Genomic DNA, 24,485 nt, shown 5'->3' with positions numbered 1-24,485 from the left:
CGATCACTTCCAGGCCGCGCACTTGGTCTCGGCCTTGGTCGTGAAGACCTGGTCGCCCGGCAGCGTCTTCAGCACCTTCAGGTAGTCCCAGGGCTTCTTCGACTCGGCGGGCGACTTCACTTCCACCAGGTACATGTCGTGGATGAAGCTGCCGTCGGCGCGGATCTGGCCCTTGCCGTAGAAGTCGTCGATCTTCATGCTCTTGAGCTGCGCCATCACCTTGTCGGAGTCGGTGGTCTTGGCGGCGGCCACAGCCTTCAGGTAGGTCATGGTGGCCGAGTAGTCGGCGGCCTGCACGTCGGTGGGCATGCGCTTGGTCTTCTCGAAGAAGCGGTTGGCGAACTTGCGCGACTCGTCGTTCAGGTCCCAGTACCAGCTGGTGGTGTGCAGCAGGCCTTCGGTGTTCTTAAGGCCCAGGCTATGGATGTCGCTCAGGAAGACCAGCAGGCCGGCGGTCTTCATCGTCTTGTTGATGCCGAACTCCTTGGCGGCCTTGATCGAGTTGATGGTGTCGCCGCCCGCGTTGGCCAGGCCCAGGATCTGCGCCTTGGAGTTCTGCGCCTGCAGCAGGAACGAGGAGAAGTCCGAAGCATTCAGCGGATGGCGCACGGCGCCCACCACGGTGCCGCCCTTCTCCTTCACGACCTTGGTGGTGTCGGCTTCGAGCGCGTGGCCGAAGGCGTAGTCGGCCGTCAGGAAGAACCAGCTCTTGCCGCCTCGGTCGACCACCGCGGCGCCGGTGCCCTTGGCCAGGGCCACGGTGTCGTAGGCATAGTGAATGGTGTACGGGCTGCACTGCTCGTTGGTGAGCACCGAGCTGCCGGCGCCGTTGTTGAAGTACACGCGCTTCTTTTCTTCGGCCACCTTGGCGGTGGCCAGCGCCACGCCCGAATTGGTGCCGCCGAAGACCATGGTCACGCCGGCGGTGTCGATCCACTCGCGGGCCTTGGAGGCGGCGATGTCGGCCTTGTTCTGGTGGTCGGCGGTCAGCAGTTCGATGGGCTGGCCCAGCACCTTGCCGCCGAAGTCGTCGATGGCCATCTGGATGGCGGTGGCGCCGCCCTTGCCTTCGAGGTCGGCGTAAAGGCTCGACAGGTCGGTGACGAAGCCGATCTTCACTTTTTCCTGCGCCTGCGCGGCGCCTGCACTCATGGCGAGGATGCCGATTGCGGTTGCGATGAGGCCGAGTTTCTTGTTCATGCTTTTGTCTCCTGGAGAAATCTTTGTGGGATGGAAGGACAGGTCTTGTGGACTCGATGTGTTTTAGACGCCCAGCAGTTCGGTGAGCACGGGCATCTTGGCTTCGAGCTCGGCGGCGCCGAACTTCTCGACGATGCGGCCGTGCTCCATCACGTAGAAGCGGTCGGCCAGCGGCGCGGCGAAGCGGAAGTTCTGCTCCACCATCACGATGGTGTAGCCCTTGGCGCGCAGCGTGGTGATCATGCGCGCCAGCGCCTGCACGATGACCGGCGCGAGGCCTTCGGAAATCTCGTCGAGCAGCAGCAGCTTGGCGCCGGTACGCAGGATGCGGGCCACGGCCAGCATCTGCTGCTCGCCGCCGGACAGGCGAGTGCCCTGGCTGTGGCGACGCTCTGCGAGGTTCGGGAACATGGCGTAGATCTCTTCGACCGACATGCCCGGCCCCGCCCCCTTCAGCTCGGGCGGCAGCATCAGGTTTTCCTCGCACGAGAGGCTGGCGAAGATGCCGCGCTCTTCCGGGCAATAGCCCACGCCGAGATGCGCGATGCGGTGCGTGGGCATGCCGACGGTCTCGCGGCCGTTGACCTCGATGCTGCCCTTGCGTGCGCCCGTCAGGCCCATGATGGCGCGCAGCGTGGTGGTGCGGCCCGCGCCGTTGCGGCCCAGCAGCGTGACGACCTCGCCCGGCTGCACGACCATGTCGACGCCGTGCAGCACATGCGATTCGCCGTACCAGGCTTGCAGGCCTTTGATTTCGAGTGCAGCCGTCATGTCAGTGGGCTCCCTGCAACTGGCCTTCGGTGGTGCCCATGTAGGCCTCCATGACCTGCGGGTTCTTCGAGACCACGGCATACGGGCCTTCGGCCAGCACGGCGCCGCGCTGCAGCACCGTGATGGTGTCGGCGATGGTCGAGACCACGCTCATGTTGTGCTCCACCATGAGGATGGTGCGGCCGGCCGACACGCGCTTGATGAGTTCGGCAACGCGGTGCACGTCTTCGTGGCCCATGCCCTGCGTGGGCTCGTCCAGCAGCATCAGCTCGGGCTCCATGGCCAGCGTGGTGGCGATCTCCAGCGCGCGCTTGCGGCCGTAGGGCAGGTTCACGGTCTGTTCGTCGGCGAGCTCTTCGAGGCCGACTTCGGCCAGCAGCTCGCGGGCCCTGGCATCCAGCGGCTTGAGCGACTTCTCGCTCTTCCAGAAGTGGTACGAGGTGCCGAGACGGCGCTGCAAGCCCAGGCGCACGTTCTCCAGCAATGTGAGGTGCGGGAACACGGCCGAGATCTGGAACGAGCGGATGATGCCGCGGCGTGCGATCTGCGCGGGGCGCTCGCGCGTGATGTCCTGGCCGTTGAAGAGGATCGTGCCGGTGGTGGGCTCGAGGAACTTGGTCAGCAGGTTGAAGCAGGTCGTCTTGCCAGCGCCGTTCGGGCCGATGAGCGCGTGGATGGAGCCGCGCACCACGGACAGATTGACCTTGCTGACCGCGGTGAACCCCTTGAATTCCTTGGTGAGCTGGCGTGTTTCGAGGATGACGTCGCTCATCTCGCGAAGTCGCCCGGGTTCGTGTGAAGAATGTGGGTCATGCGGTCCATCTCAATGCGCCAACCATCGAGCGCGGACCGATTGTTCGTGGGTGCCTCCGGCTTGCATACTGGGGCAAATGCCTATGCTGCAGTGCAACCATTTCACGGCGCCGCAGGCTTGTTCGCCACGACTGTCATCTCGACGACAAAGCGGAATCCGGAGCACGGCAAAGATCGCACGCATGTTGCGCCGGCAGCGCCGACTTCCGTCGGGGAAATCACGGCACGCCGTCTCGCGGGTGCCAACCTAAACTGACCGGGACTCATCACGTCGAAGGCCGCACCGGCAAGCGCCGGGCATGACCGCGACCATGGAACCAACGACATCGCTGCACATGCCCGACTTCCGCTCTCCGGACTTCCTGACCGACCACATCCTGCACACGCTGGCCTTCTACGAGACGCGCAATCTCGACGCCACCGGCGGCTTCTTCCATTTCTTCAGGGACGACGGCACGGTGTACGACCGGCGCACGCGCCACCTGGTGAGCAGCACGCGCTTCGTGTTCAACCACGCGACGGCCTACCGGCGCTTCGGCAAGCCTGCCGACCTTGCGGCCGCGCGACACGGCCTCGCGTTCATCGAACATGCCCACAGGCAGCAGGACGGCGGCTATGCATGGCAGCTCGACTGGCACGAGCAGCGCGCCACCGTGCAAGACGCCACCAACCGCTGCTACGGCCTGGACTTCGTGCTGCTCGCGCAGGCGCATGCGCTCATGGCCGGCATCGAGGAGGCGTACCCGGGGCTGGATCACACCTGGCGACTGATGGACGCGCATTTCTGGGAGCCGCGGCACCAGCTTTATGCCGACGAGGCCACGACCGACTGGCGCGTCGGTGCCTACCGGGGGCAGAACGCCAACATGCACGCCTGCGAGGCGCTGATGGCCGCCTTCGAGGCCACGCAGGAGGCGCGCTACCTCGAGCGTGCGCTGGCCGTGGCCGAATCGGTGACCGGCTGGCTGGCCTCTCTGGCCGACGGGCTGGTGTGGGAGCACTACCGCGAGGACTGGTCGGTCGACTGGGACTACAACCGCGGCAACAAGACCGACATCTTCAAGCCCTGGGGCTTCCAGACCGGCCACCTGAGCGAATGGGCCAAGCTGCTGCTGCAGCTCGAAGGCCACCTCGCCACCGAAGACCGCGAGGCCGGCTGGATCGTGCCGCGCGCGCGCCACTTCTTCGACACCGCCATGTTCCGCGGCTGGGACGCCGACAACGGCGGGCTGGTCTACGGCTTCGGCCCCGACGGCAAGGTGTGCGACGGCGACAAGTACTTCTGGGTGCAGGCCGAGAGCTTCGCGGCCGCCGCCCTGCTCGCGGTGCGCACCGGCGAAACAGGCTACTGGGACTGGTACGACAGCATCTGGGCCTACAGCTGGGAGCACTTCGTCGACCACAGGCACGGCGCCTGGTATCGCATCCTCACGCCGACGAACGGGAAGATCGGCGACGAGAAGAGTCCGGCAGGCAAGACCGACTATCACACCATGGGCGCTTGCCACGACGTGCTGCGCGCGTTGGGCAGGTAGAAGCGGCAACGAAAAAGAAGAACCCCCAGGCTCCTTGCGGAGGCTGGGGGTTGCGAGGGGGTCTGGCGCGGTCAGTGCGCGCCGGCCGCGGCGTCGCCGCCTGCTCCGCCCTTCTGCGGCCTTGCCAGCCACACCAGCGGAATCAGCAGCAGGAACAGGATCGCCGACGCATAGAAGATATCGTTGGTCGCCAGCATGTACGACTGCTGGTCGACGAGGCGATTGATCTGCCCCATCACCTGGTCGGTGCCGAAGCCGTTGGCGTTCAGACCGGCCATCGCGCTGGTGGCCGCGTTGTTGCCCTGGTTGATCGTCTCGGCCAGCTGGGCGTGGTGCAGCGTCGCGCGGTTGTCCCAGAGCGTGGTCGTGATGGACGTGCCCATCGCGCCCGCGGTGATCCGCAGGAAGTTCGACAGGCCCGAGGCGGCCGGGATGCGGTCGGGCGTGAGGCCCGACAGCGTGATCGTCACCAGCGGGATGAAGAAGAACGCCATCGCGATGCCCTGGATGATCGTCGGGATGATGATCGTCACGAAGTCGGCCTGCGTGTTGAAGTTCGAGCGCATCCACAGCACCAGCGCGAACACCAGGAACGAGAAGGTCGCGTAGCGGCGCGGGTCGATCTTGGCCACCGTGAGGCCCACCACCGGCGAGAAGAAGATCGCCAGCAGCCCCACGGGCGCCATGATCATCCCCGCCTGCGTGGCGGTGTAGCCCATCCACTGCTGCAGCCACAGCGGCAGCAGCACCACGTTGCCGAAGAAGAGGCCGTAGGCCACCGCCGTCGCCACCGCGCCCGACCAGAAGTTGCGGCGCTTGAAGAGCGACAGGTCGACCACCGGGTGCTTGTCGGTCAGCTCCCAGACCAGGAAGAAGGCGAAGCCGACCACGGACACCACCGCCAGCGTGACGATCTGCGCGGAGTGGAACCAGTCGAGCTCCTTGCCCTTGTCGAGCATGAGCTGCAGCGAGCCCACCCACAGCACCAGCAGCGCGAGGCCGATGGCGTCGATGGGCACCTTGTGCGTGGCGCTCTCGCGCTTGTGGTAGAGCGCCCAGGTGATGGCGGCAGCGACGATGCCCACCGGGATGTTGATGTAGAAGATCCACGGCCACGAGATGTTGTCGGTGATCCAGCCGCCGAGCAGCGGTCCCATCACCGGCGCGACCAGCGTCGTCATGGACCACATCGCCATCGCCAGGCCCGCCTTGGCGCGCGGATAGCTCGACAGAAGCAGCGCCTGCGACAGCGGGATCATCGGCCCCGCCACGAAGCCCTGCAGCGCGCGGAAGGCGATCAGCGTCGTCATGTTCGGCGCGAGGCCGCACAGCAGCGAGCTGATCATGAACAGGATCACGCTGGCCATGAACAGGCGCACCTGTCCGAAGCGCTGCGTCATGAAGCCGGTGAGCGGCACCGCGATGGCGTTGGCCACCGCGAAGCTGGTGATGACCCAGGTGCCCTGCGTGGTGCTCACGCCCAGGTCGCCCGAGATGGCAGGCAGCGACACGTTCGCGATCGACGAATCGAGCACGTTCATGAAGGTTGCCGCAGAAAGCGCGACCGTGCCCCAGACGCGGGCTGCGCCCTCGAGCGGCGGATGCGCAACGTATGCAGGAGCAGCGGTGGCCATGGGGCGGGCTGTTTACCTGGACGGAAGAAAGGTCCGGACGAACGCTAACGCGATCAGCCCGGCTGGCCCTGCACGGCCACGGAAGTGTTGCCGGCAGGCGCGGCAGGCGCCTTGGCGGGTGCCGCAGCCGTGGCGCCGCCCTTGCCGCCGATGTTGGCGGCGACGATGCGCTCCACTTCGGCATCGGCACCGCGGTCGAGCTGGCTGTAGACCGCGGTCTGCGCCAGCGCGGTGGCACGCGGCGCATCGGCGAGCATCTTGCCGCCCTTCTGCGAGATGTCGACCTCGGCGTCCATCGACAGGCCGATGCGCAGCGGGTTGGCCTTGAGCTGCTCGGGGTCGAGCGCGATGCGAACGGGCACGCGCTGCACCACCTTGATCCAGTTGCCGGTGGCGTTCTGCGCGGGCAGCAGCGCGAACGCGCTGCCGGTGCCCACGCCCAGTCCCGCGACCTTGCCGGTGTACTCGACCTTCTTGCCGTACACGTCGGCGGTGAGCTTCACGGGCTGGTCGATGCGGATATTGCGCAGCTGCACTTCCTTGAAGTTGGCGTCGACCCACAGCTGGTTGAGCGGCACGATGGACATCATCGGCGTACCGGCCGCCACCCGCTGGCCGAGCTGCACGGTGCGCTTGGCGACGTAGCCGTCGACCGGCGCGGGCATGGCCACGCGCTGGGTGGCGAGATAGGCCTCGCGCACCTTGGCGGCGGCGGCCAGCACGCTCGGGTGCTGGGCCACGCTGGTGCCTTCGGTCAGCGACTGGTTGCTGACCAGCGCTTCCTTCGCGGCCACGACGCCTGCCTGCGCGGCGGCGAGCTGGCTCTTGGCGGTGTCGAGCTGCGTCTCGGCATGGTTGAGTTCTTCCTTCGACACGGCGCCGTTGCCCGACAGCGCGCGGCGGCGCTGCAGGTCGTCCTGGGCCTTGGCGATGTCGCTCTGCGCCTTGACGATGTCGGCCTGGCGCAGCGTGACCTGCGCGGCCAGCGAGCCGTTGTTGGCGTACAGCGTGCGCACCTGGCGCACCGCCTGCGCGAGCGCGGCCTCGGCCTGCTCGAGCGCGACCTTGGCGTCGGCCGGGTCGAGCTGCACCAGCGGCTGGCCGGCCTTCACGAAGTCGGTGTCGTCGGCGTTGATGGCCATCACCGTGCCGCCGATCTGCGGCGTGATCTGGATGACGTTGCCCGAGACGTAGGCGTTGTCGGTGTCCTCGTAGTGGCTGGCCACCAGCCATTCGTAGAGCCCCCAGCCGCCGCCGGCGACGATGACCACCGCTGCGAGCGCGGTGAGTGCGCGGCGGCGCTTGCCGTTGCCGGCGGGCGCCTCGGGGGCTGCGGAAGCTGCGGCTGCAGCGGGCGTCGGAGTGTTGTTGTCGCTCATGATGAAGTTCTTTCCGAAGACGAAGGAGTCGGGCCGGGCTGGATCTGCGCCGTGCCGATCAGTTCAGCGGGGCCGAGGGAGCCGATGCCGATGCCGATGCCGTGGCGGTGGTCGGCGGCTGCCAGCCGCCGCCGAGCGCGCGCGCCAGGCCCACCTGGGTGTCGAGCGCGCGGGCCGCGAGGTCGACCGCGAGCCGGCGCTGGGCCAGCACTGCCGTTTCGGCCGTCAGCACGTTGAGGTAGTTGCCGAGGCCCGCGCGGTAGCGCTGCACGGCGATGTCGTAGGCACCTTCGGCCGCGGTCTGCGCGGCGCGCTGTTCGGCCTGCTGTCGGGTGATCGACTGGGCGCTGGTGACCTGGTCGGCCGCGTCGCGCACCGCGTCGATCACGGTGGCGTTGTAGCTCTCGACGGCCGCATCGAGGTCGGCCGACTTGCCGCGCAGGTTGGCGCGCAGCTTGCCGCCCTCGAAGATCGGCAGGCTGATGGCCGGGCCCACGCCCCACTGCTCGCTGCCCGACTTCAACAGCTTGCCGAAGCCCAGGCTCTGGAAGCCGACGAAGGCCGTGAGGTTCACGTTGGGATAGAAGAGCGTCCTGGCGTTGGCCACGTCGCTGGTGGCAGCTTCGACGCGCCAGCGCGCGGCGGCGATGTCGGCGCGGCGGCCGAGCAGGTCGGCCGGGATGTTCGCCTGCAGCGCCATCGGCTTCACGCCATCGAGCACCGGCGGCTTGAGCGAGGCGGTGACGTTCGGTTGGCCCACGAGCGCGTCGAGCGCGTGCTGCTGCAGCGCGATCTGCTCGTTGAGCGCTTCGATCTGCTGGCGGGCTTCAGGCAGGCCGCCTTCGCTCTGGCGCAGTTCGAGGCGGGTGTCGAGGCCGGCGGAAACGCGGTCGCGCACCAGCTTCAGCGTTTCATCGCGCTGCGCCAGCGTGCGCCTGGCAACGGTGAGCTGATCGTTCAGGCGCGCCCACTGGAAGTAGCTGCGCGCCACGTTGCTCGCGAGCAGCACGCGGGCCGCGTCGGCATCGGCCGCGGCTGCATTGGCGGCGCCGATGGCGGTGTCCAGCGCGGTGCGGTTCTTGCCGAAGAAGTCGAGCTCCCAGCTCGCGCCCAGCTGCAGCAGGCCGATGTTCTGGGTGGAGCCGCCCAGCGGCGCCGGGTAGATGTAGTTGGTGTTGAACTTCTGGCGGTTCAGGTCGAGCTCGCCCTTGACCTGCGGCTTGAGCGCGGCGCCGGCGATGTCGGCCGATGCCTGCGCGCGCGCGAGGCGGGCCTGCGCGACCTGCAGGTTGGGGTTGCCGGCCACGGCCTGGTCGATGAGCGAGTTGAGCTGCGAGTCGCCGAAGGCGAGCCACCACTGGCTGTCGAGGCGGGACACGGGCACAGCGGCACTGTCGGGCGCGATGCCCAGCGACGAGGCGTCGCGCAGCTTGGCCTGCGAGCCGATTCCGGCCATGTCGGCGCAGCCGGCGAGTGCAACCACCAGCAGCGCGGCGGCCACGACGGGAGTGCGGCGCATGGCGCGCACGGCGAGGGAGTCAGTCATTTTTATCTCCACGGGCCGCGAGGGCCTGGGCGTTGTCGAGAATGCGGCGCAGATAGCCTTTGAGCTGCTCCCATTCCTCGGTGGTGAAGCCTGCGAGGTGCTCGTTCTGCACCCTGCTGAGCACGTGCGGCACTTCCTTGGCGGCCGCGCGGCCTTCGTCGGTGAGCTCGATGTTGACCACGCGCCGGTCTTCGAGCGAGCGCACCCGGCGGCACAGGCCCTTGGCCTCGAGGCGGTCGAGCAGGCGCGTCATGGCGCCGGTGTCGAGCTCGCAGGCCCTGGCCAGTTCGGCCACCGTGGTGGCCGCGCCGACGTGCAGCTTGTAGAGAGGCACCCACTGCGGATAGGTGGGGCTGCCCGGCTCGCACATGCGGGTTTCGACCGACTGGCCGACCGCCGTGACGATGCGGCGCATGAGGTAGCCGATGCTCTCCTCGGCGCGGTAGGTTTCCGGGGTGTAGAAGGCGACGGGCTCACGACGCTCCTCGCCGGTGGAAGCCGACGGGTTCTGAGGGGTGTTGGCATCGCTCATGGCCGCAATATTAGTTGCCTCGGCAATTATTGTCAAGGCTACCTTTGTAGAGGCAAGGGATCGGTAGAATTGGCGCATGGCTTCCTCCCCACCGTCTTCCATGGCCAAGGGCTCGCCCCGATCGCTCTCGGGCCTGAGCCCTTTTCTTCGTCCGTACCGTGTGCAGATCGTGCTGGCGGGCGTCTTCCTGGTGATGGCGGCGGTAACGACGCTGGCTTTTCCTATCGCCTTGCGCAGCCTGATCGACAACGGCCTCATCAGCTCCGACAAGGGCGCCCAGACCATGGCGCTGCGCGAGCATTTCGGCGCCCTCTTCGCCGTGGCCGTGGCGCTGGGCGTGTTCTCGGCGGCGCGCTTCTACACGGTGAGTTGGCTGGGCGAGCGCGTGACGGCCGACATCCGCAACGCCGTCTACGGCCATGTGCTCAGGCAGAGCCCCGCCTTCTTCGAGACCACGCAGACCGGCGAGGTGCTGTCGCGCCTGACAGCCGACACCACGCTGGTGCAGACGGTCGTCGGCTCATCGCTGAGCATGGGCCTGCGCAACGCGGTCATGGGCGTGGGCGCCCTGGCGGTGCTGATCTGGACCAACCCCTACGTGATGGTGCAGGTGCTGGGCATCCTCGTGCTGGTGGTGTTGCCGAGCATGGTTTTCGGCCGCCGCGTGCGCAAGCTGTCGCGCGCCAGCCAGGACCGCGTGGCCGATTCCAGCGCCATCGCCGCCGAAGTGTTGAATGCCATTCCGGTGGTTCAGAGCTACACGGCCGAGGGCCGCGAGGCCGCGCGCTTCAGCGGCTCCACCGAGAACGCCTTCCGCACCGCCGTGCGCCGCACCCGGGCCCGATCGGTGCTGGTGGCTTTCATCATCATCGCGACCTCCGCGGCGCTGCTCTGGGGCCTCTACCAGGGCACGCAGGCCGTGCTGCGCGGCGACATCACCGCCGGACACCTGGGCCAGACCGTGGTCTACGTCGCCATCCTCGCCAGCGCGACCGCTGTGCTCGGAGAGGTCTACGGCGACCTGCTGCGCGCGGCCGGTGCGACCGAACGGCTGATGGAGTTGCTGCACGCGCCCACCGCCATCGTGTCACCCGCGAATCCGGCGGTTGCGCCCGTCCCCGTAGCGGGCAGCGCGATCAGGTTCGACGCGGTGACCTTCCACTACCCTTCCCGCCCCGGCACACCGGCCTTGCGCGACTTCAGCCTCGATGTCGCACCCGGCGAGACCGTGGCACTGGTGGGATCCAGCGGCGCCGGCAAGAGCACCGTGTTCCAGCTGCTGCTGCGCTACTACGACCCGCAAACGGGCCGCGTGCTGCTCGATGGCGCACCGCTGGCCTCGCTGGCCCTGCCCGAGTTGCGCACCCGCATCGGCCTCGTGCCGCAGGACGCGGTGATCTTCTCGGCCAGCGCCTTCGAGAACATCCGCTACGGCAACCCCGAGGCGACGGCCGAGGAAGTGCAGGCCGCAGCGCGCGCCGCCTTCGCCCACGACTTCCTGCAGGCGCTGCCCGAGGGCTACGACACCTTCCTCGGCGAGCGCGGCGTGCGGCTTTCGGGCGGACAGCGACAGCGCATCGCGATCGCGCGCGCGATCCTCAAGAACCCGCCGCTGCTGCTGCTCGACGAAGCCACGAGCGCGCTCGACGCGGAGAGCGAACGCATGGTGCAGGCCGCGCTCGAATCGGCGATGGAGAACCGGACCACGCTGGTGATCGCCCACCGCCTGGCGACGGTGCAGAAAGCCGACCGCATCGTGGTGCTGGACCACGGCGGGATCGTCGAGCAGGGAACGCACGCGGCGCTGGTCGCGCAGGGCGGCGTGTATGCGCGGCTGGCCGCACTCCAGTTCACGGCCTGAACAGGCCGCGCTACTCAGCCAGTTACTGCAGGGTTTCTTTCAGTGCCGCCGGAATCGGCAGCGCCATCACCGGAATGCCCTCGTCGAGCAGCGCCTCGGTCTGCTCGGGCGTGGCCTGCCCGCGGATGCCGCGCTCGGGGGTCTCGCCGTAATGCATCTTCCGGGCTTCGTCGGCAAAGCGCTCGCCGACGTCCTCCGTCTTCGCCAGCACCTCGCGCACTGCACGCATCCAGCGGGCTTCGGGCGAGGGATCGGCGGGAACGTTGGAAGCAGCAGCGACTGGAGCAACCGCAGCAGCCTCCTTCGGCGCCCTGACGTTGCCGAGGTTGAGGCGCGGCGCGCTCAGCAGCTTGACGATGGCGGTGTCGCCGCAGACCGGGCATTCGACCAGACCTGATGCCAGCTGGGTCTCGAAATCCTCGCTCGAGGCGAACCAGCCTTCGAAGCCGTGGCCGTGGGTGCAGCGGAGATCGAGAACCTTCATGGCACGGATTATCCCGCGCCGCCCTGCGCGGGCGCAGCCTGCCAGTCCAGTGCCCATGCGCCCGAAAGGACGTTCTGCAGCCAGAGCGTGCAGGTCAGCGTCTTGGCATCGGTGACCTTGCCTTCGCGGCACCAGCCGGCCAGCTCGTCGGGAGTGGCCGTGAACACGTCGAGGAATTCGCCGTGGTCGAGTTGCCGCTCGCCGAGCGAAAGGCCCCGCGCAAAGTAGATATGGATGATCTCGGTCGAGTAGGCCACGGCGAGGTGCATGGCGCCCGCATACGCCCACTCGCGCGCGGTGTAGCCCGTTTCCTCGATCAGCTCGCGCCGGCCGCAGTCGAACGGATCCTCGCCCGCATCGAGCTTGCCCGCGGGAAACTCGATCATCACGTGGCCGACCGGATAGCGGAACTGCCGCTCCAGCACGATGCGGCCGTCGTCAAGCAGCGGAATGACCACCACGGCGCCCGGGTGCACCACGTACTCGCGCGTGGCGCTGTGGCCATCGGGCAGGCGGATGGTGTCGCGCCGGGCCTTCAGGAACTTGCCGTTGAACAGCTCCTCGCGGCTCTGGAGCTCTTCCTTCAGGTGCGAATCGGCGGTGGAGGTGTCGGTCGGCTTGGTGGTCATGGTCGGTCGCTCGTCCTCTTCAGTGCCTGTGCTTCATCAGGTAGCGCCAGGTGAACCCCGGAAAGGCCAGCACGATGAACAGCGCGCCGGTCACCGCATAGAACTCCCAGCCCTGCGCGGCGATCTGCCCTGCCCTGCGCTCGAACAGTAGCCCGACGCCGCCGGCCAGAAAGTACAAGACCACCAGTTCGGCGAGGCGCACCGCGAGCGACTTGGGCGCAGTCGCCAGAGGCACGACGCCGAACAGGCGGTCGTTGAAGAACGGCAGGTTGGCGGCCACGAGGGCCACCAGGAGAACGACCCAGACGGACGCGGTCTGCGACACCCTAGGTCGGCCGCGTCAGTGGGCCAGCGTCGCCACGATGGCGTCGTAGCACAGCGTCATCAGGCCGCCGGGCACGATGCCCAGGATCAGGATCAGCGCGCCGTTGATCGTCAGCACGGTGCGCACGTCGCGCGGTGCCGACACGGTGGTGGCCGTGACGGGCGCATCGAAGTACATGACCTTGACCACGCGCAGGTAGTAGAAGGCGCCGATCAGTGACATCATCACCGCAAACACGGCCAGGCCGATGTAGATGGCGTGGCCCGAGGCGATCAGCGCCTGCAGCACGGCCAGCTTCGCGTAGAAGCCGACCAGCGGCGGCAGGCCGGCCAGCGAGAACATCGCGATCGACATCACGCCGGCGTACAGCGGGCTGCGCTGGTTCAGGCCGGCGAGGTCGGTGATTTCCTCGCTCTCGAAGCCTTCGCGCGCCAGCAGCAGGATGATGCCGAAGCTCGCGAGCGTGGTCAGCACGTAGGTCACGATGTAGAACATCGCGGCGCTGTAGGCGTACTGGGCGTTGTAGGTGCCCTGCTGGTCCGAACCGGCAACCAGGCCGAGGAGCATGAAGCCCATCTGCGAGATCGTCGAATAGGCCAGCATGCGCTTGAGGTTGCTCTGCGCGATGGCGGCCAGGTTGCCGACCAGCAGCGAGGCGATGGCCAGCACGGCGAGCATCTGCTGCCAGTCGATGGCCAGCGGCTGCAGCGCGTCGACCAGCAGGCGGATGATGATCGCGAAGGCGGCCAGCTCGGGCGCCGCGCCGATCAGCAGCGTGATCGCCGTCGGAGCGCCCTGGTAGACGTCGGGCACCCACATGTGGAACGGGGCTGCGCCCACCTTGAAAGCCAGGCCGGCGACGATGAACACGAGGCCGAACACCAGCACCTGGTGGTTGACCTTGCCGGTTGCGATGGTCTTGAAGACCTCGTTCACGTCGAGCGAACCGGTGGCGCCGTACATCATGGACAGGCCGTAGAGCAGGAAACCGCTGGCCATGGCGCCGAGCACGAAGTACTTCATGGCGGCTTCGCTGGCCACCGCGTTGTCGCGGCGCAGCGCCACCAGCGCGTAGCTCGACAGCGTGAGCAGTTCGAGGCCCAGGTAGATCAGCAGGAAGTTGCTGCCCGAGATCATCACGAACATGCCCAGCAGCGCGAACATGCTGATGGTGAACATCTCGCCGCCGCGCAGCATCTCGCGATCGGCCGCGTAGGGACGGCCGTAGACCAGCGTGATCATCAGGGCGACGGTGGCGAAGCACTTGAGCCAGTTGCCCATCGGGTCGCTGACGACCATGCCGCCGAAGCCGTAGATGGTCTTGGCTTCGGAAGCCTGCAGACCCGACAGCACTGCGACCACGGCCAGCGTGAGCAGCGTCAGGACATAGGTACGGGTGCGGCGCGGGCTCGTGTCCGACAGGTCGACCAGCGCAATGATGCAGGCCATGACCAGCAACACGATTTCGGGGTAGATCGTGACCCAGCTGAGTTTGTCAATCATCTCGTTCTCTTCTTCAGCGTGGCATCAGGAGGGCAGCTTCGAGACTGCCACGTGGCGCAGCAGCTCGGTCACGGAGGCGTCCATCGCGTCGGTGAACGGCTTCGGGAACAGGCCCATCCACAGCACGGCGATGGCCAGCAGCGCCAGCATCAGGAATTCGCGCGAATTGATGTCGCTGAGTTCCTTCACGTGGTCGTTGCCGACCGGGCCCAGATACACGCGCTTGTACATCCAGAGGGTATAGGCGGCGCCGAAGATCAGCGCGGTGGCTGCTCCCAGGCCGATCCAGAAGTTGGCCTTCACGGCGCCCAGGATCACCATCCACTCGCCCACGAAACCGGCGGTGCCCGGCAGGCCGCAGTTGGCCATGGCGAACAGCAGCGCGAACGCGGCGAACTTGGGCATGGTGTTCACCACGCCGCCGTAGTCGGCGATCTGGCGCGAGTGCACGCGGTCGTACAGCACGCCGATGCCCAGGAACATGGCGCCCGAGACGAAGCCGTGGGCGATCATCTGCACGATGCCGCCGGACACGCCCAGCTCATTGAAGATGAAGAAGCCGAGCGTCACGAAACCCATGTGGGCCACCGACGAATAGGCCACCAGCTTCTTCATGTCCTGCTGCACCAGCGCCACCAGGCCGACGTAGATCACCGCGATCAGCGACAGCGCGATCATGAGCCAGGCCCATTCGTGCGAGGCGTCGGGAGCGATGGGCATCGAGAAGCGCAGGAAGCCGTAGGCGCCCAGCTTCAGCATGATCGCGGCCAGCACGGCGGAGCCGCCGGTCGGCGCCTCGACGTGCACGTCGGGCAGCCAGGTGTGCACCGGCCACATCGGCACCTTCACGGCGAAGGCCGCGAAGAAGGCGAAGAACAGGAAGGTCTGCGCGGTCGACCCCAGCGGCAGCTTGTGCCACGACAGGATGTCGAAGCTGCCGCCCGACTTGTTGTACAGGTAGATCAGCGCCACCAGCATCAGCAGCGAGCCGAGCAAGGTGTAGAGGAAGAACTTGAACGCCGCGTAGATCTTGTTCGGGCCGCCCCAGATGCCGATGATCAGGTACATCGGGATCAGCGTGGCTTCGAAGAACACGTAGAACAGCACGCCGTCGAGCGCGGCGAACACGCCGATCATGAGGCCCGACAGGATCAGGAACGCACCCATGTACTGGTTCACGCGCTCGGTGATCACTTCCCAGGCCGAGATCACCACGATGACCGTGATGAACGACGTCAGCAGCACCAGCCAGAGCGACAGGCCGTCGACTCCGAGGTGGTAGTTGACGTTGAAGCGCGAGATCCAGCCCGTCTTCTCGACGAACTGCATCGCGGCGGTGCCGTTCTGGAAGCGCGTGAACAGCGGCACCGTGACCAGGAAGCTCACGATGGAACCGACGAGCGCGACCCAGCGCACGCCCCTGGCGTGCTCGTCACGGCCAAACGCCAGCAGCACGGCACCGAATGCGATCGGCACCCAGATGGCAAGGCTCAACAAACCCATTTTTCTTTTTCTCCAGCGCTAGGCTCAGCGTTTGAACCAGACGAAGTACGTCATCAGGATGAAGACGCCGAGCAGCATCGCGAAGGCGTAGTGATAGATGTAGCCCGACTGCATCCAGCGCACCACACCAGAGATACGGCCCACGACCTTCCACGAACCGTTCACCACGGCACCGTCGATCAGGGCCTGGTCGCCGCCCTTCCACAGGCCGGTACCCAGGGCGCGCGTGGCGCGGGCGATGACGTTCTCGTTGAACCAGTCCATGTAGTACTTGTTCTCGAGCAGGCGGTAGATCGGGCCGAAGGCACGCTTGATCGCCGCCGGCAGCGCCGGATTGATCATGTACATGTACCAGGACATGACCACGCCGGCCAGCGCCAGCCAGAACGGCGGCGTCTGCAGACCGTGGATGGCCATGGCCACCGGGCCGTGGAAGGCTTCTTCCAGTTCCTTCATGGCGTGGTGCTTGGTGCCGTCCACGAAGATCGCGCCCTTGAAGAACTCGCCGAACAGCATCGGGTCGATCGTCATGAAGCCGATCACCACCGAGGGAATGGCCAGCAGCACCAGCGGCAGCCAGACAACCCAGGGCGACTCGTGCGGCTTATGGTCGTGGCCATGGCCGTGATCGTCGTGGCCGTGGCCATGGTCGTCATGATGCGCGTCGGGGTTCTGGTCGTAGCGCTCCTTGCCGTGGAAGACCAGGAAGTACATGCGGAACGAGTAGAACGCCGTGATGAACACGCCGGCCAGCACCGCGTAGTAGGCGAAGTTCGCGCCCCACAGGTGGCTTTCGTGCACCGCCTCGATGATGCTGTCCTTCGAATAGAAGCCCGAGAAGAACGGCGTGCCGATCAGCGCGAGCGAACCCAGCAGCGAGGTGATCCAGGTGATCGGCATGTACTTGCGCACGCCGCCCATCCAGCGGATGTCCTGGTTGTGGTGCATGCCGATGATGACCGAGCCCGCGCCGAGGAACAGCAGCGCCTTGAAGAACGCGTGCGTCATCAGGTGGAACACCGCGACCGAGTAGGCCGAGGCACCGAGCGCCACCGTCATGTAGCCGAGCTGCGAGAGCGTCGAGTACGCGACCACGCGCTTGATGTCGTTCTGGATGATGCCCAGGAAACCCATGAAGAGCGCGGTGATGGCGCCGATCACGAGGATGAAGCTCAGCGCCGTGTCGCTCAGCTCGAACAGCGGCGACATGCGCGCCACCATGAAGATGCCGGCCGTCACCATGGTCGCCGCGTGGATCAGCGCCGAGATGGGGGTCGGGCCTTCCATCGAGTCGGGCAGCCACACGTGCAGCGGGAACTGCGCGCTCTTGCCCATCGCGCCGATGAACAGGCAGATGCAGATCACCGTGATGAGCATCCACTCGGTGCCCGGGAAGGTGATGCCGGCCAGCGTGCCCGCCTTGGCGAAGGCTTCGGTGTAGTTCAGCGTGCCGGCGTAGGCCGCGATCAGGCCGATGCCGAGGATGAAGCCGAAGTCGCCCACGCGGTTGACCAGGAAGGCCTTCATGTTCGCGAAGATCGCGGTCGGCTTGTTGAACCAGAAGCCGATCAGCAGGTACGACACCAGGCCCACCGCCTCCCAGCCGAAGAACAGCTGGAGCATGTTGTTGCTCATGACGAGCATCAGCATGGAGAAGGTGAACAGCGAGATGTACGCGAAGAAACGGTTGTAGCCGTCGTCCTCTTCCATGTAGCCGATGGTGTAGATGTGGACCATCAGCGACACGAAGGTCACGACGCACATCATCATGGCGGTGAGGCCGTCGACCATGAAGCCGACTTCCATCTTCAGGCCACCGACCACCATCCATTCGTAGATGGTCTGGTTGAAGCGGGCACCGTCGGCTATCACGCTCTTGAGCGTCATCGCCGAGATGATGAAGGCGACCAGCACGCCGAGAATGGTCAGCGAATGCGTGACCTTGCGGCCGATGTGATTGCCGCCGAACTTCGTGCCGAACACGCCGGCCAGGGCTGCGCCGACCAGGGGTGCCAGCGGAACGGCCAGCAGTGTGGATGCGGAAAGGGTTGCGCTCATGTTGCTGTCAACCCTTGAGCGAGTTGAGTTCGTCGACGTTGATGTTCGACCTGTTACGGAACAGCAGGACCAGCAGCGCCAGCCCGATCGCCGACTCGGCCGCGGCCACCGTCAGGATGAAGAACACGAAGATCTGGCCATGCATGTCGCCCAGGAAGTGCGAGAAGGCCACGAAGTTCATGTTGACCGCCAGCAGCATCAGCTCGATGGCCATCAGCAGGACGATCAGGTTCTTGCGGTTCAGGAAGATGCCGATCACGGACAGCGCGAAAAGCATCGCGCCGAGCGAAAGAAAGTGTCCGAGCGTGAGCGTCATGCCTTGTTTTCCTTTGCAGCGTCCGCAGCTTCAACCACAGGCTCCGCGGCACGCGTTGCCGGCATCTGCACGATGCGCACGCGGTCGCGCGCCTTCACGCGGACCTGGTCGGCCGGGTTGACGTACTTGCTGTCCTTGCGGGTGCGCAGCGTCAGTGCGATGGCGGCCACGATGGCCACGAGCAGGATGACCGCGGCGATTTCCAGCGGATAGAGATATTCGGAGTAGAGCAGCTTGCCCAGTTCGAGCGTATTGGAGGTGTTGGCCGCTGCCGCATTGGCCGCGGCGCGGGGTGCCTCGCCCAGGCGGAAACCGCCCATGAGCACCGCCGCCATCTCGAGCGCTATCAGCGCACCCACGCCCGCCGCCAGCGGGAAGTGCTTCCAGAAGCCCTCCCGCAAGCTGTCGACGTTGATGTCCAGCATCATCACCACGAACAGGAACAGCACCATCACGGCGCCCACATACACGAGCACGAGCGAAATCGCGAGGAACTCGGCGCGCAGCAGCAGCCAGATGGCCGATGCCTGGAAGAAGGCCAGAACCAGGTACAGCGCGGCGTACACGGGGTTGCGGGCGGTGATGACGCGGAATGCTGCGAACAGCAGCACCACGGCAAACAGATAGAACAGACCGGTCTTGACGTCCATTGGAATTCGAATTGGTACGGGTTTCGGGCTGAACCGGGTCAGCGGTACTTGGCGTCGGCCGCCTTGTTCGCTGCGATTTCCTTCTCGTAGCGGTCGCCCACGGCCAGCAGCATGTCCTTGGTGAAGTACAGGTCGCCGCGCTTTTCGCCGTGGTATTCGAAGATGTGCGTCTCGACGATCGAGTCGACCGGGCAGCTCTCTTCGCAGAAGCCGCAGAAGATGCACTTGGTCAGGTCGATGTCGTAGCGCGTGGTACGGCGCGAGCCGTCGTCGCGCACGTCCGATTCGATGGTGATCGCCAGCGCCGGGCAGACGGCCTCGCAGAGCTTGCAGGCGATGCAGCGCTCTTCGCCGTTCTCGTAGCGGCGCAGCGCGTGCAGGCCGCGGAAGCGCGGCGACAGCGGCGTCTTCTCTTCGGGGAACTGCACCGTGATCTTGCGGGCGAAGGCGTACTTGCCGGTGATGGCCAGGCCCTTGAACAGCTCGAACAGCATGAAGCTGCTCAGGAAGTCCTTGAGCGAGAAAGGCGCGGATGGTGTTGCGGTGTGCGCAGCAGACATGAGGTTGGCGCTCCCTGTTATTTCCAGATGTTGAACGGCGTCTGCATCCAGCCACCGACCACGACCAGCCACACGAGCGTGACGGGAATGAAGATCTTCCAGCCCAGACGCATGATCTGGTCATAGCGGAAGCGCGGGAACGTCGAACGCACCCACAGGAACATGGTGACCACGCAGAAGGTCTTGAGGCCCAGCCAGATCCAGCCCGGAATGAAGCTCAGGAACTCGAACGGGGGCAGCCATCCGCCGAGGAACAGCACCACGGTCAGGATCGAGACGAGCCACATGTTGGCGTATTCGGCCAGGAAGAACATCGCGAAGCTCATGCCCGAATACTCGATCATGTGGCCGGCCACGATTTCGGATTCGCCTTCCACCACGTCGAAGGGGTGGCGGTTGGTTTCGGCGAGGCCCGAGATGAAGTAGACGACGAAGATCGGCAGCAGCGGCAGCCAGTTCCACGACAGGACGCTGATGCCCATGTCCGCGAACATGCCCTTGCCCTGCACGTTGACGATCTCGGTCATGTTCAGGCTGCCGGTGACCATCAGCACCACGACGAAGCAGAAGCCCATCGCGATTTCGTAGCTCACCATCTGTGCCGAGGCGCGCAGCGCGCCAAGGAAGGCGTACTTCGAGTTCGACGCCCAGCCGGCGATGATCACGCCGTACACCTCGAGCGAGGTGATGGCCATCACGAACAGCAGGCCGGCGTTGATGTTGGCCAGCGCCACGTCGGGGCCGAAGGGAATCACCGCCCATGCGGCGAGCGCCGGCATGATGGTCATGATCGGGCCGAGCAGGAACAGGCCCTTGTTGGCGACCGTCGGAAGAATGATTTCCTTGGTCATCAGCTTGAGCGCGTCGGCGATCGGCTGGAGCAGGCCCAGCGGTCCGATGCGGTTCGGGCCGATGCGGATCTGCGTGAAGCCGATGGCCTTGCGCTCCCACAGCGTGAGGTACGCCACGGCCAGCATCAGCGGGATGACGACGATGATGATCTTGATCAGCGTCCAGATCACCGGCCAGACCACGCCGGTCCACCAGCCCGCGGCCACCAGGCCCTGGCCGAAGCCGTGAATGGTGTCGACGATCATGCCAATGCCTCCTCGGCACCAGCCGTCACGTTGGAGCCGGCCGATGCGTTGCGCGCGTCGGCAGTCAGTTGCAGCGATGGTGCGCGGCGCACGATCGAATCCAGCTGGTAGATGCTCGCGACCACGGGTGCAGCAGCCGCGCCGTCGGCAGCGACCGCAGTGGCGGACGTGGCGTTGCTCAGCGCATTCGCGGGCACGGCGCCCTTCTCACCCACGGTGGCCAGCACTTCGGCGGTCGATTCGAACGCGAAGCCGGGCAGGCCCAGCAGGTTGGCCAGCACGCGCAGCACCTTCCAGGCCGGACGGGTCTCACCCAGGGGCTTCACCACGGCGTGGAAGCCCTGGACGCGGCCCTCGGCGTTGACGAAGGTGCCGGGCGTTTCGCTGAACGGGGCGATCGGAAGCAGCACGTCGCTGAATTCGAGGTTGGCCTTGAAGGGGCTCAGCGTGACGACCATTTGCGCATTGCCGATGACATCGGCCGCGGCTGCGCCGGCTGCCGAGTCGAACACCGGCTCGGTGTTCAGCAGCATCACGGCCTTCAGGCCCGAGCCAGCGGCGAGCATGCGGCCGGCATCGAGGCCGCCGTTCTTCGGGAACGCGCCGACGATCTGCGCGCCCACGGTGTTGGCCGCCTCGGTCAGGTAACCGACGGTGGCGCCGGTCTGCGCGCCGATCCAGTTGGCAAGCGCCAGCAGGCTGCTGGCCTGTGCGTGGTGCGCGGCTGCATTGCCGAGCAGGATGGCCTTGCGTTCGCCGCTCAGCAGCGAGGCAGCGATCGCCTTGGCGGCGTCGTCCGGTGCGTTCTTCGGAGCCAGAGGAGCGGCCGCACCACTGGTTTCGCCGATGGCTGCAGCCACCGCGGCCAGCGCCTCGACCCACTCGCCGGCATCGACGATGGTCGACTGCGCCACGTTGATGGCCCAGGCGTCGCGGTCGGCCATCAGGCTGGCCGAAGTGATCACCGACAGCGCGGCGCCCTTGCGCACGGCCTGGCGGATGCGCTGCGCGAACAGCGGGTGCTCCTTGCGCAGGTTCGAACCCACGACGAGCGCGCGCTGCAGCTGCGTGAGCGACGCGATGGAAGTGCCGAGCCAGCGCACGCCTTCGAAGGCGGCGAATTCGGCATTGCGCAGGCGGTAATCGATGTTGTCGCTGCCGAGCTCACGCGTGAGCATGGCTGCGAGCTGCAGCTCTTCGAGCGTGCTGTGCGGGCTGACCAGCGTACCGATGCTCTGCGCGCCGTGGTCGGCCTTGATCTGCTTGAGGCCGTTGGCGACGTACTCGAGCGCCGTCTGCCAGTCGACCTGCTGCCACTGGCCGCCCTGCTTCAGCATGGGCTGCGTCAGGCGCTCGGGGCCGTTGAGCGCTTCGTACGAGAAGCGGTCGCGGTCGGCGATCCAGCATTCGTTGACGTCTTCGTTCTCGAGCGGCACCACGCGCATCACGCGGTTGTTCTTGACCTGGACGATCAGGTTGGCGCCGGTGGAGTCGTGCGGGCTCACCGACTTGCGGCGCGACAGTTCCCAGGTGCGGGCGCTGTAGCGGAAGGGCTTGCTCGTGAGCGCGCCGACCGGGCAGATGTCGATCATGTTGCCCGAGAGTTCGGAGTCGACCGAGTCGCCCACGAAGGTCTCGATTTCGGAGTGCTCGCCGCGGTTCGACATGCCGAGCTCCATCACGCCGGCCACTTCCTGGCCGAAGCGGACGCAGCGCGTGCAGTGGATGCAGCGGCTCATCTCTTCCATGCTGATCAGCGGGCCGACGTCCTTGTGGAAGACGACGCGCTTTTCCTCTTCGTAGCGCGAAGAGGAACCGCCGTAGCCGACGGCCAGGTCCTGCAGCTGGCATTCGCCGCCCTGGTCGCAGATCGGGCAATCCAGCGGGTGGTTGATCAGGAGGAACTCCATGACCGACTGCTGCGCCTTGATGGCCTTCTCGCTCTTGGTGCGAACGATCATGCCCTGCGTGACGGGCGTGGCGCAGGCCGGCATCGGCTTGGGCGCTTTCTCCACGTCCACGAGGCACATGCGGCAGTTGGCCGCGATGCTCAGTTTCTTGTGATAGCAGAAGTGCGGGATGTACGTGCCGGCCTTGTCGGCAGCGTGCATGACCATGCTGCCTTCGGCGACTTCGACCTTCTTGCCGTCGAGTTCGATTTCAACCATATGTGTATTTCTCGCGCTCAGGCCTTGACGGGCGCTTTCGGTACGTAGCCCGGGATCAGGGCCTCGAACTCATGGCGGAAGTGCTTGATCATGGCGCGCACCGGCATTGCCGCTGCGTCGCCGAGGGCGCAGATCGTGCGGCCCTGGATGTTGTCGGCCACCGAGTTCAGCAGATCCATGTCGGACGCCCTGCCCTGCCCGTTGTGGATGCGGTCGACCACGCGGTAGAGCCAGCCCGTGCCTTCGCGGCACGGCGTGCACTGGCCGCAGGACTCGTGCATGTAGAAGTACGACAGGCGGCGCAGCGACTCGACCATCGAACGGCTGTCGTCCATCACGATGACGGCGCCCGAGCCCAGCATCGAGCCGGCCTTGGAGATGGAGTCGTAGTCCATCGTGCATTCCATCATGATCGACGCGGGCAGCACCGGCGCGGACGAACCGCCGGGAATCACCGCCTTCAGCGTGCGGCCCTTGCGAACGCCGCCGGCCAGCTCCAGGAGCTTGGAGAACGGCGTGCCCATCGGGACTTCGTAGTTGCCGGGCAGTTCGACGTCGCCGCTCACCGAGTAGATCTTGGTGCCGCCGTTGTTCGGCTTGCCGCACTCGAGGTAGGCCTGGCCGCCGTTGCGGATGATCCAGGGCACCGCCGCGAAGGTCTCGGTGTTGTTGATGGTGGTGGGCTTGCCGTACAGGCCGAAGCTGGCGGGGAACGGCGGCTTGAAGCGCGGCTGGCCCTTCTTGCCTTCCAGCGATTCGAGCAGCGCGGTTTCCTCGCCGCAGATGTAGGCGCCGAAGCCGTGGGCCGCGTGCAACTGGAAGTTGTACGTGCTGCCCATGATCTTGTCGCCGAGATAGCCGGCGGCACGCGCCTCTTCGAGGGCTTCCTCGAAGCGCTCGTAGGTCTGGAAGATCTCGCCGTGGATGTAGTTGTAGCCCACGCTGATGCCCATCGCGTAAGCGGCGATGGCCATGCCCTCGATCACGATGTGCGGGTTGAACTGCAGGATGTCGCGGTCCTTGCACGTACCCGGCTCGCCTTCGTCGGAGTTGCAGACGAGGTACTTCTGGCCCGGGAACTGGCGGGGCATGAAGCTCCACTTCAGGCCGGTCGGGAAGCCCGCGCCGCCGCGGCCGCGCAGGCCGGAGGCCTTCACTTCGGCGATCACCTGGTCGGGCGTGAGGCCCTCGGTCAGGATCTTGCGCAGGGCCTGGTAGCCGCCGCGCGCCTCGTAGTCGGCCAGGCGCCAGTTGGTGCCGTCGAGGCCGGCATAGATCTGCGGCTCGATGTGGCGGTCATGGAAACAGGTCTGGACGCCCGTCGCCTGGAACTGCTGGAGCACTTGTTCGGGTGACATCAGGAAGCCTCCCCCTTGGTGGCCGGCGCGGCGTTGCGCAGGCCGTCGACCAGTTGGTCGAGCTTCTCGTTGCTCATGAAGCTGCACATCGTGCGGTCGTTGACCAGCATCACGGGCGAATCGGCGCAGGCGCCCAGGCATTCGCTCTGCTGCAGCGTGAACAGGCCGTCGGGCGTGGTCTCGCCCATCTTGATGCCGAGCTTCTTCTCGAGATGCACGAGGGCGGTGACGCCGTCGCGCAACTGGCAAGGCAGGTTGGTGCAAACGTTGAGCTTGAACTTGCCCACCGGATGCTGGTTGTACATGTTGTAGAAGGTCGTCACCTCGTGCACGGCAATGGGCGCCATGCCGAGGTACTCGGCGATCTCGCGCTCGCGCTGCAGGCTGACGTAGCCCTCGTTCTGCTGGACGATGGACAGGCAGGCCATCACGGCCGACTGCTTGCCCGCTTCGGGGTACTTCGCCACCTCGCGCGCAAAGCGCTCGAGGATCGCAGGCTCCAGAGGGGCAGAAGGCGCCGAGGGCGCCGTGTCATGGTGGGTCGAGGAAGTCATTCGCTCTTT

At 66.2% G+C, this 24,485-nt stretch carries 22 protein-coding genes; 2 read left to right on the top strand and 20 right to left on the bottom strand.

Features of this window, described 5'->3' with window-relative positions; all coding sequences use genetic code 11:
- Positions 1–3: 3 nt before the first annotated feature.
- From ABL838_RS11675 to ABL838_RS11665, 3 genes are all read right to left on the bottom strand, one after another.
- Positions 4–1,200, bottom strand: coding sequence for an ABC transporter substrate-binding protein (locus tag ABL838_RS11675; RefSeq protein ID WP_184636562.1), 1,197 nt, complete (start codon positions 1,198–1,200; stop codon positions 4–6).
- 63 nt (positions 1,201–1,263) lie between these two features.
- Entirely contained in the window at positions 1,264–1,971 is a 708-nt protein-coding gene (locus tag ABL838_RS11670) for an ABC transporter ATP-binding protein (protein WP_126018332.1), read from the bottom strand.
- A gap of 1 nt (position 1,972) precedes the next feature.
- Positions 1,973–2,743 (bottom strand): ABC transporter ATP-binding protein, encoded by a 771-nt coding sequence (locus ABL838_RS11665; RefSeq protein ID WP_126018330.1) that lies wholly within the window; start codon positions 2,741–2,743, stop codon positions 1,973–1,975.
- Positions 2,744–3,083: 340 nt separating this feature from the next.
- Here ABL838_RS11665 and ABL838_RS11660 point away from each other — a divergent pair, with 340 nt between their 5' ends.
- The gene (locus ABL838_RS11660) at positions 3,084–4,319 is read left to right on the top strand and encodes an AGE family epimerase/isomerase (RefSeq protein ID WP_418125408.1); all 1,236 of its coding nucleotides are present in this window, start codon (positions 3,084–3,086) and stop codon (positions 4,317–4,319) included.
- A gap of 71 nt (positions 4,320–4,390) precedes the next feature.
- Here ABL838_RS11660 and ABL838_RS11655 read toward each other — a convergent pair whose 3' ends face one another.
- Genes ABL838_RS11655 through ABL838_RS11640 form a run of 4 tightly spaced genes read right to left on the bottom strand, consistent with a single transcriptional unit; the run spans position 4,391 to position 9,410 of the window.
- Complete coding sequence (locus tag ABL838_RS11655; protein WP_126018326.1) at positions 4,391–5,953, bottom strand: DHA2 family efflux MFS transporter permease subunit; 1,563 nt, start codon at positions 5,951–5,953, stop codon at positions 4,391–4,393.
- A 53-nt stretch (positions 5,954–6,006) separates the two neighbouring features.
- Positions 6,007–7,332: an efflux RND transporter periplasmic adaptor subunit gene (locus ABL838_RS11650; protein WP_184636558.1), complete on the bottom strand. Its 1,326-nt coding sequence runs from the start codon at positions 7,330–7,332 to the stop codon at positions 6,007–6,009.
- Between the two features lie 58 nt (positions 7,333–7,390).
- Positions 7,391–8,878 carry an efflux transporter outer membrane subunit gene (locus tag ABL838_RS11645; protein WP_418125407.1) on the bottom strand — a complete coding sequence of 496 codons (1,488 nt, stop codon included), beginning with the start codon at positions 8,876–8,878 and terminating at the stop codon, positions 7,391–7,393.
- A complete protein-coding gene (locus ABL838_RS11640) occupies positions 8,871–9,410 on the bottom strand; it encodes a MarR family winged helix-turn-helix transcriptional regulator (RefSeq protein WP_418125406.1) in 540 nt (179 codons plus the stop codon). Before ABL838_RS11640 ends, ABL838_RS11645 begins: the two co-directional genes overlap by 8 nt.
- Before the next feature lie 76 nt (positions 9,411–9,486).
- Between ABL838_RS11640 and ABL838_RS11635 the strand changes: the two genes are divergently transcribed.
- The gene (locus ABL838_RS11635; RefSeq protein ID WP_418125405.1) at positions 9,487–11,271 is read left to right on the top strand and encodes an ABC transporter transmembrane domain-containing protein; all 1,785 of its coding nucleotides are present in this window, start codon (positions 9,487–9,489) and stop codon (positions 11,269–11,271) included.
- A 22-nt stretch (positions 11,272–11,293) separates the two neighbouring features.
- Here ABL838_RS11635 and ABL838_RS11630 read toward each other — a convergent pair whose 3' ends face one another.
- From ABL838_RS11630 to nuoE, 13 genes are read right to left on the bottom strand one after another with little or no spacing between them, the layout of a single operon-like run.
- Entirely contained in the window at positions 11,294–11,755 is a 462-nt protein-coding gene (locus tag ABL838_RS11630) for a DUF1178 family protein (protein WP_418125404.1), read from the bottom strand.
- Between the two features lie 8 nt (positions 11,756–11,763).
- The gene (locus ABL838_RS11625) at positions 11,764–12,384 is read right to left on the bottom strand and encodes an NUDIX domain-containing protein (protein ID WP_418125403.1); all 621 of its coding nucleotides are present in this window, start codon (positions 12,382–12,384) and stop codon (positions 11,764–11,766) included.
- 19 nt (positions 12,385–12,403) lie between these two features.
- On the bottom strand, positions 12,404–12,709 hold the full coding sequence (locus ABL838_RS11620) for a DUF2818 family protein (protein ID WP_126018312.1): 306 nt from the start codon (positions 12,707–12,709) through the stop codon (positions 12,404–12,406).
- A gap of 15 nt (positions 12,710–12,724) precedes the next feature.
- A complete protein-coding gene (nuoN, locus tag ABL838_RS11615) occupies positions 12,725–14,212 on the bottom strand; it encodes an NADH-quinone oxidoreductase subunit NuoN (RefSeq protein WP_418119957.1) in 1,488 nt (495 codons plus the stop codon).
- A gap of 24 nt (positions 14,213–14,236) precedes the next feature.
- The gene (locus ABL838_RS11610; protein WP_184636550.1) at positions 14,237–15,715 is read right to left on the bottom strand and encodes an NADH-quinone oxidoreductase subunit M; all 1,479 of its coding nucleotides are present in this window, start codon (positions 15,713–15,715) and stop codon (positions 14,237–14,239) included.
- A 24-nt stretch (positions 15,716–15,739) separates the two neighbouring features.
- Entirely contained in the window at positions 15,740–17,773 is a 2,034-nt protein-coding gene (gene nuoL / locus ABL838_RS11605; protein ID WP_126018306.1) for an NADH-quinone oxidoreductase subunit L, read from the bottom strand.
- Positions 17,774–17,780: 7 nt separating this feature from the next.
- On the bottom strand, positions 17,781–18,089 hold the full coding sequence (gene nuoK / locus ABL838_RS11600; RefSeq protein ID WP_093204819.1) for an NADH-quinone oxidoreductase subunit NuoK: 309 nt from the start codon (positions 18,087–18,089) through the stop codon (positions 17,781–17,783).
- Positions 18,086–18,739, bottom strand: coding sequence for an NADH-quinone oxidoreductase subunit J (locus ABL838_RS11595; protein ID WP_126018304.1), 654 nt, complete (start codon positions 18,737–18,739; stop codon positions 18,086–18,088). Before ABL838_RS11595 ends, nuoK begins: the two co-directional genes overlap by 4 nt.
- A 38-nt stretch (positions 18,740–18,777) precedes the next feature.
- Positions 18,778–19,299, bottom strand: coding sequence for an NADH-quinone oxidoreductase subunit NuoI (gene nuoI, locus ABL838_RS11590; RefSeq protein WP_019653385.1), 522 nt, complete (start codon positions 19,297–19,299; stop codon positions 18,778–18,780).
- Positions 19,300–19,316: 17 nt separating this feature from the next.
- Positions 19,317–20,396 (bottom strand): NADH-quinone oxidoreductase subunit NuoH, encoded by a 1,080-nt coding sequence (gene nuoH / locus ABL838_RS11585; protein ID WP_221297392.1) that lies wholly within the window; start codon positions 20,394–20,396, stop codon positions 19,317–19,319.
- Entirely contained in the window at positions 20,393–22,564 is a 2,172-nt protein-coding gene (nuoG, locus tag ABL838_RS11580) for an NADH-quinone oxidoreductase subunit NuoG (RefSeq protein ID WP_418125402.1), read from the bottom strand. The genes nuoH and nuoG overlap by 4 nt, the downstream gene beginning before the upstream one ends.
- Before the next feature lie 17 nt (positions 22,565–22,581).
- Complete coding sequence (gene nuoF, locus ABL838_RS11575) at positions 22,582–23,922, bottom strand: NADH-quinone oxidoreductase subunit NuoF (RefSeq protein ID WP_369658637.1); 1,341 nt, start codon at positions 23,920–23,922, stop codon at positions 22,582–22,584.
- Entirely contained in the window at positions 23,922–24,476 is a 555-nt protein-coding gene (gene nuoE / locus ABL838_RS11570) for an NADH-quinone oxidoreductase subunit NuoE (RefSeq protein ID WP_240650452.1), read from the bottom strand. The genes nuoF and nuoE overlap by 1 nt, the downstream gene beginning before the upstream one ends.
- Positions 24,477–24,485: the final 9 nt, after the last annotated feature.

This window comes from Variovorax sp. 160MFSha2.1 (assembly GCF_048305075.1).
In the GTDB taxonomy this organism is placed as follows: domain Bacteria; phylum Pseudomonadota; class Gammaproteobacteria; order Burkholderiales; family Burkholderiaceae_C; genus Variovorax; species Variovorax guangxiensis.
The sequence above is the reverse complement of the archived record's forward strand: the minus strand, read 5'-3'. Positions and strand labels throughout refer to the sequence as shown.

Excerpts from the sequence above, each read along its gene's own strand:
- ABL838_RS11635 (WP_418125405.1), top strand. The coding sequence starts at position 9,487 with ATGGCTTCCTCCCCACCGTCTTCCATGGCCAAGGGCTCGCCCCGATCG.
- ABL838_RS11625 (WP_418125403.1), bottom strand. The coding sequence starts at position 12,384 with ATGACCACCAAGCCGACCGACACCTCCACCGCCGATTCGCACCTGAAG.
- ABL838_RS11675 (WP_184636562.1), bottom strand. The coding sequence starts at position 1,200 with ATGAACAAGAAACTCGGCCTCATCGCAACCGCAATCGGCATCCTCGCC.
- ABL838_RS11595 (WP_126018304.1), bottom strand. The coding sequence starts at position 18,739 with ATGGACGTCAAGACCGGTCTGTTCTATCTGTTTGCCGTGGTGCTGCTG.
- ABL838_RS11655 (WP_126018326.1), bottom strand. The coding sequence starts at position 5,953 with ATGGCCACCGCTGCTCCTGCATACGTTGCGCATCCGCCGCTCGAGGGC.
- nuoF (WP_369658637.1), bottom strand. The coding sequence starts at position 23,922 with ATGTCACCCGAACAAGTGCTCCAGCAGTTCCAGGCGACGGGCGTCCAG.
- ABL838_RS11665 (WP_126018330.1), bottom strand. The coding sequence starts at position 2,743 with ATGAGCGACGTCATCCTCGAAACACGCCAGCTCACCAAGGAATTCAAG.
- ABL838_RS11630 (WP_418125404.1), bottom strand. The coding sequence starts at position 11,755 with ATGAAGGTTCTCGATCTCCGCTGCACCCACGGCCACGGCTTCGAAGGC.
- ABL838_RS11670 (WP_126018332.1), bottom strand. The coding sequence starts at position 1,971 with ATGACGGCTGCACTCGAAATCAAAGGCCTGCAAGCCTGGTACGGCGAA.
- ABL838_RS11645 (WP_418125407.1), bottom strand. The coding sequence starts at position 8,878 with ATGACTGACTCCCTCGCCGTGCGCGCCATGCGCCGCACTCCCGTCGTG.
- nuoE (WP_240650452.1), bottom strand. The coding sequence starts at position 24,476 with ATGACTTCCTCGACCCACCATGACACGGCGCCCTCGGCGCCTTCTGCC.
- nuoL (WP_126018306.1), bottom strand. The coding sequence starts at position 17,773 with ATGAGCGCAACCCTTTCCGCATCCACACTGCTGGCCGTTCCGCTGGCA.
- nuoN (WP_418119957.1), bottom strand. The coding sequence starts at position 14,212 with ATGATTGACAAACTCAGCTGGGTCACGATCTACCCCGAAATCGTGTTG.
- ABL838_RS11650 (WP_184636558.1), bottom strand. The coding sequence starts at position 7,332 with ATGAGCGACAACAACACTCCGACGCCCGCTGCAGCCGCAGCTTCCGCA.
- nuoH (WP_221297392.1), bottom strand. The coding sequence starts at position 20,396 with ATGATCGTCGACACCATTCACGGCTTCGGCCAGGGCCTGGTGGCCGCG.
- ABL838_RS11660 (WP_418125408.1), top strand. The coding sequence starts at position 3,084 with ATGACCGCGACCATGGAACCAACGACATCGCTGCACATGCCCGACTTC.
- nuoK (WP_093204819.1), bottom strand. The coding sequence starts at position 18,089 with ATGACGCTCACGCTCGGACACTTTCTTTCGCTCGGCGCGATGCTTTTC.
- ABL838_RS11610 (WP_184636550.1), bottom strand. The coding sequence starts at position 15,715 with ATGGGTTTGTTGAGCCTTGCCATCTGGGTGCCGATCGCATTCGGTGCC.
- nuoG (WP_418125402.1), bottom strand. The coding sequence starts at position 22,564 with ATGGTTGAAATCGAACTCGACGGCAAGAAGGTCGAAGTCGCCGAAGGC.
- nuoI (WP_019653385.1), bottom strand. The coding sequence starts at position 19,299 with ATGTCTGCTGCGCACACCGCAACACCATCCGCGCCTTTCTCGCTCAAG.
- ABL838_RS11640 (WP_418125406.1), bottom strand. The coding sequence starts at position 9,410 with ATGAGCGATGCCAACACCCCTCAGAACCCGTCGGCTTCCACCGGCGAG.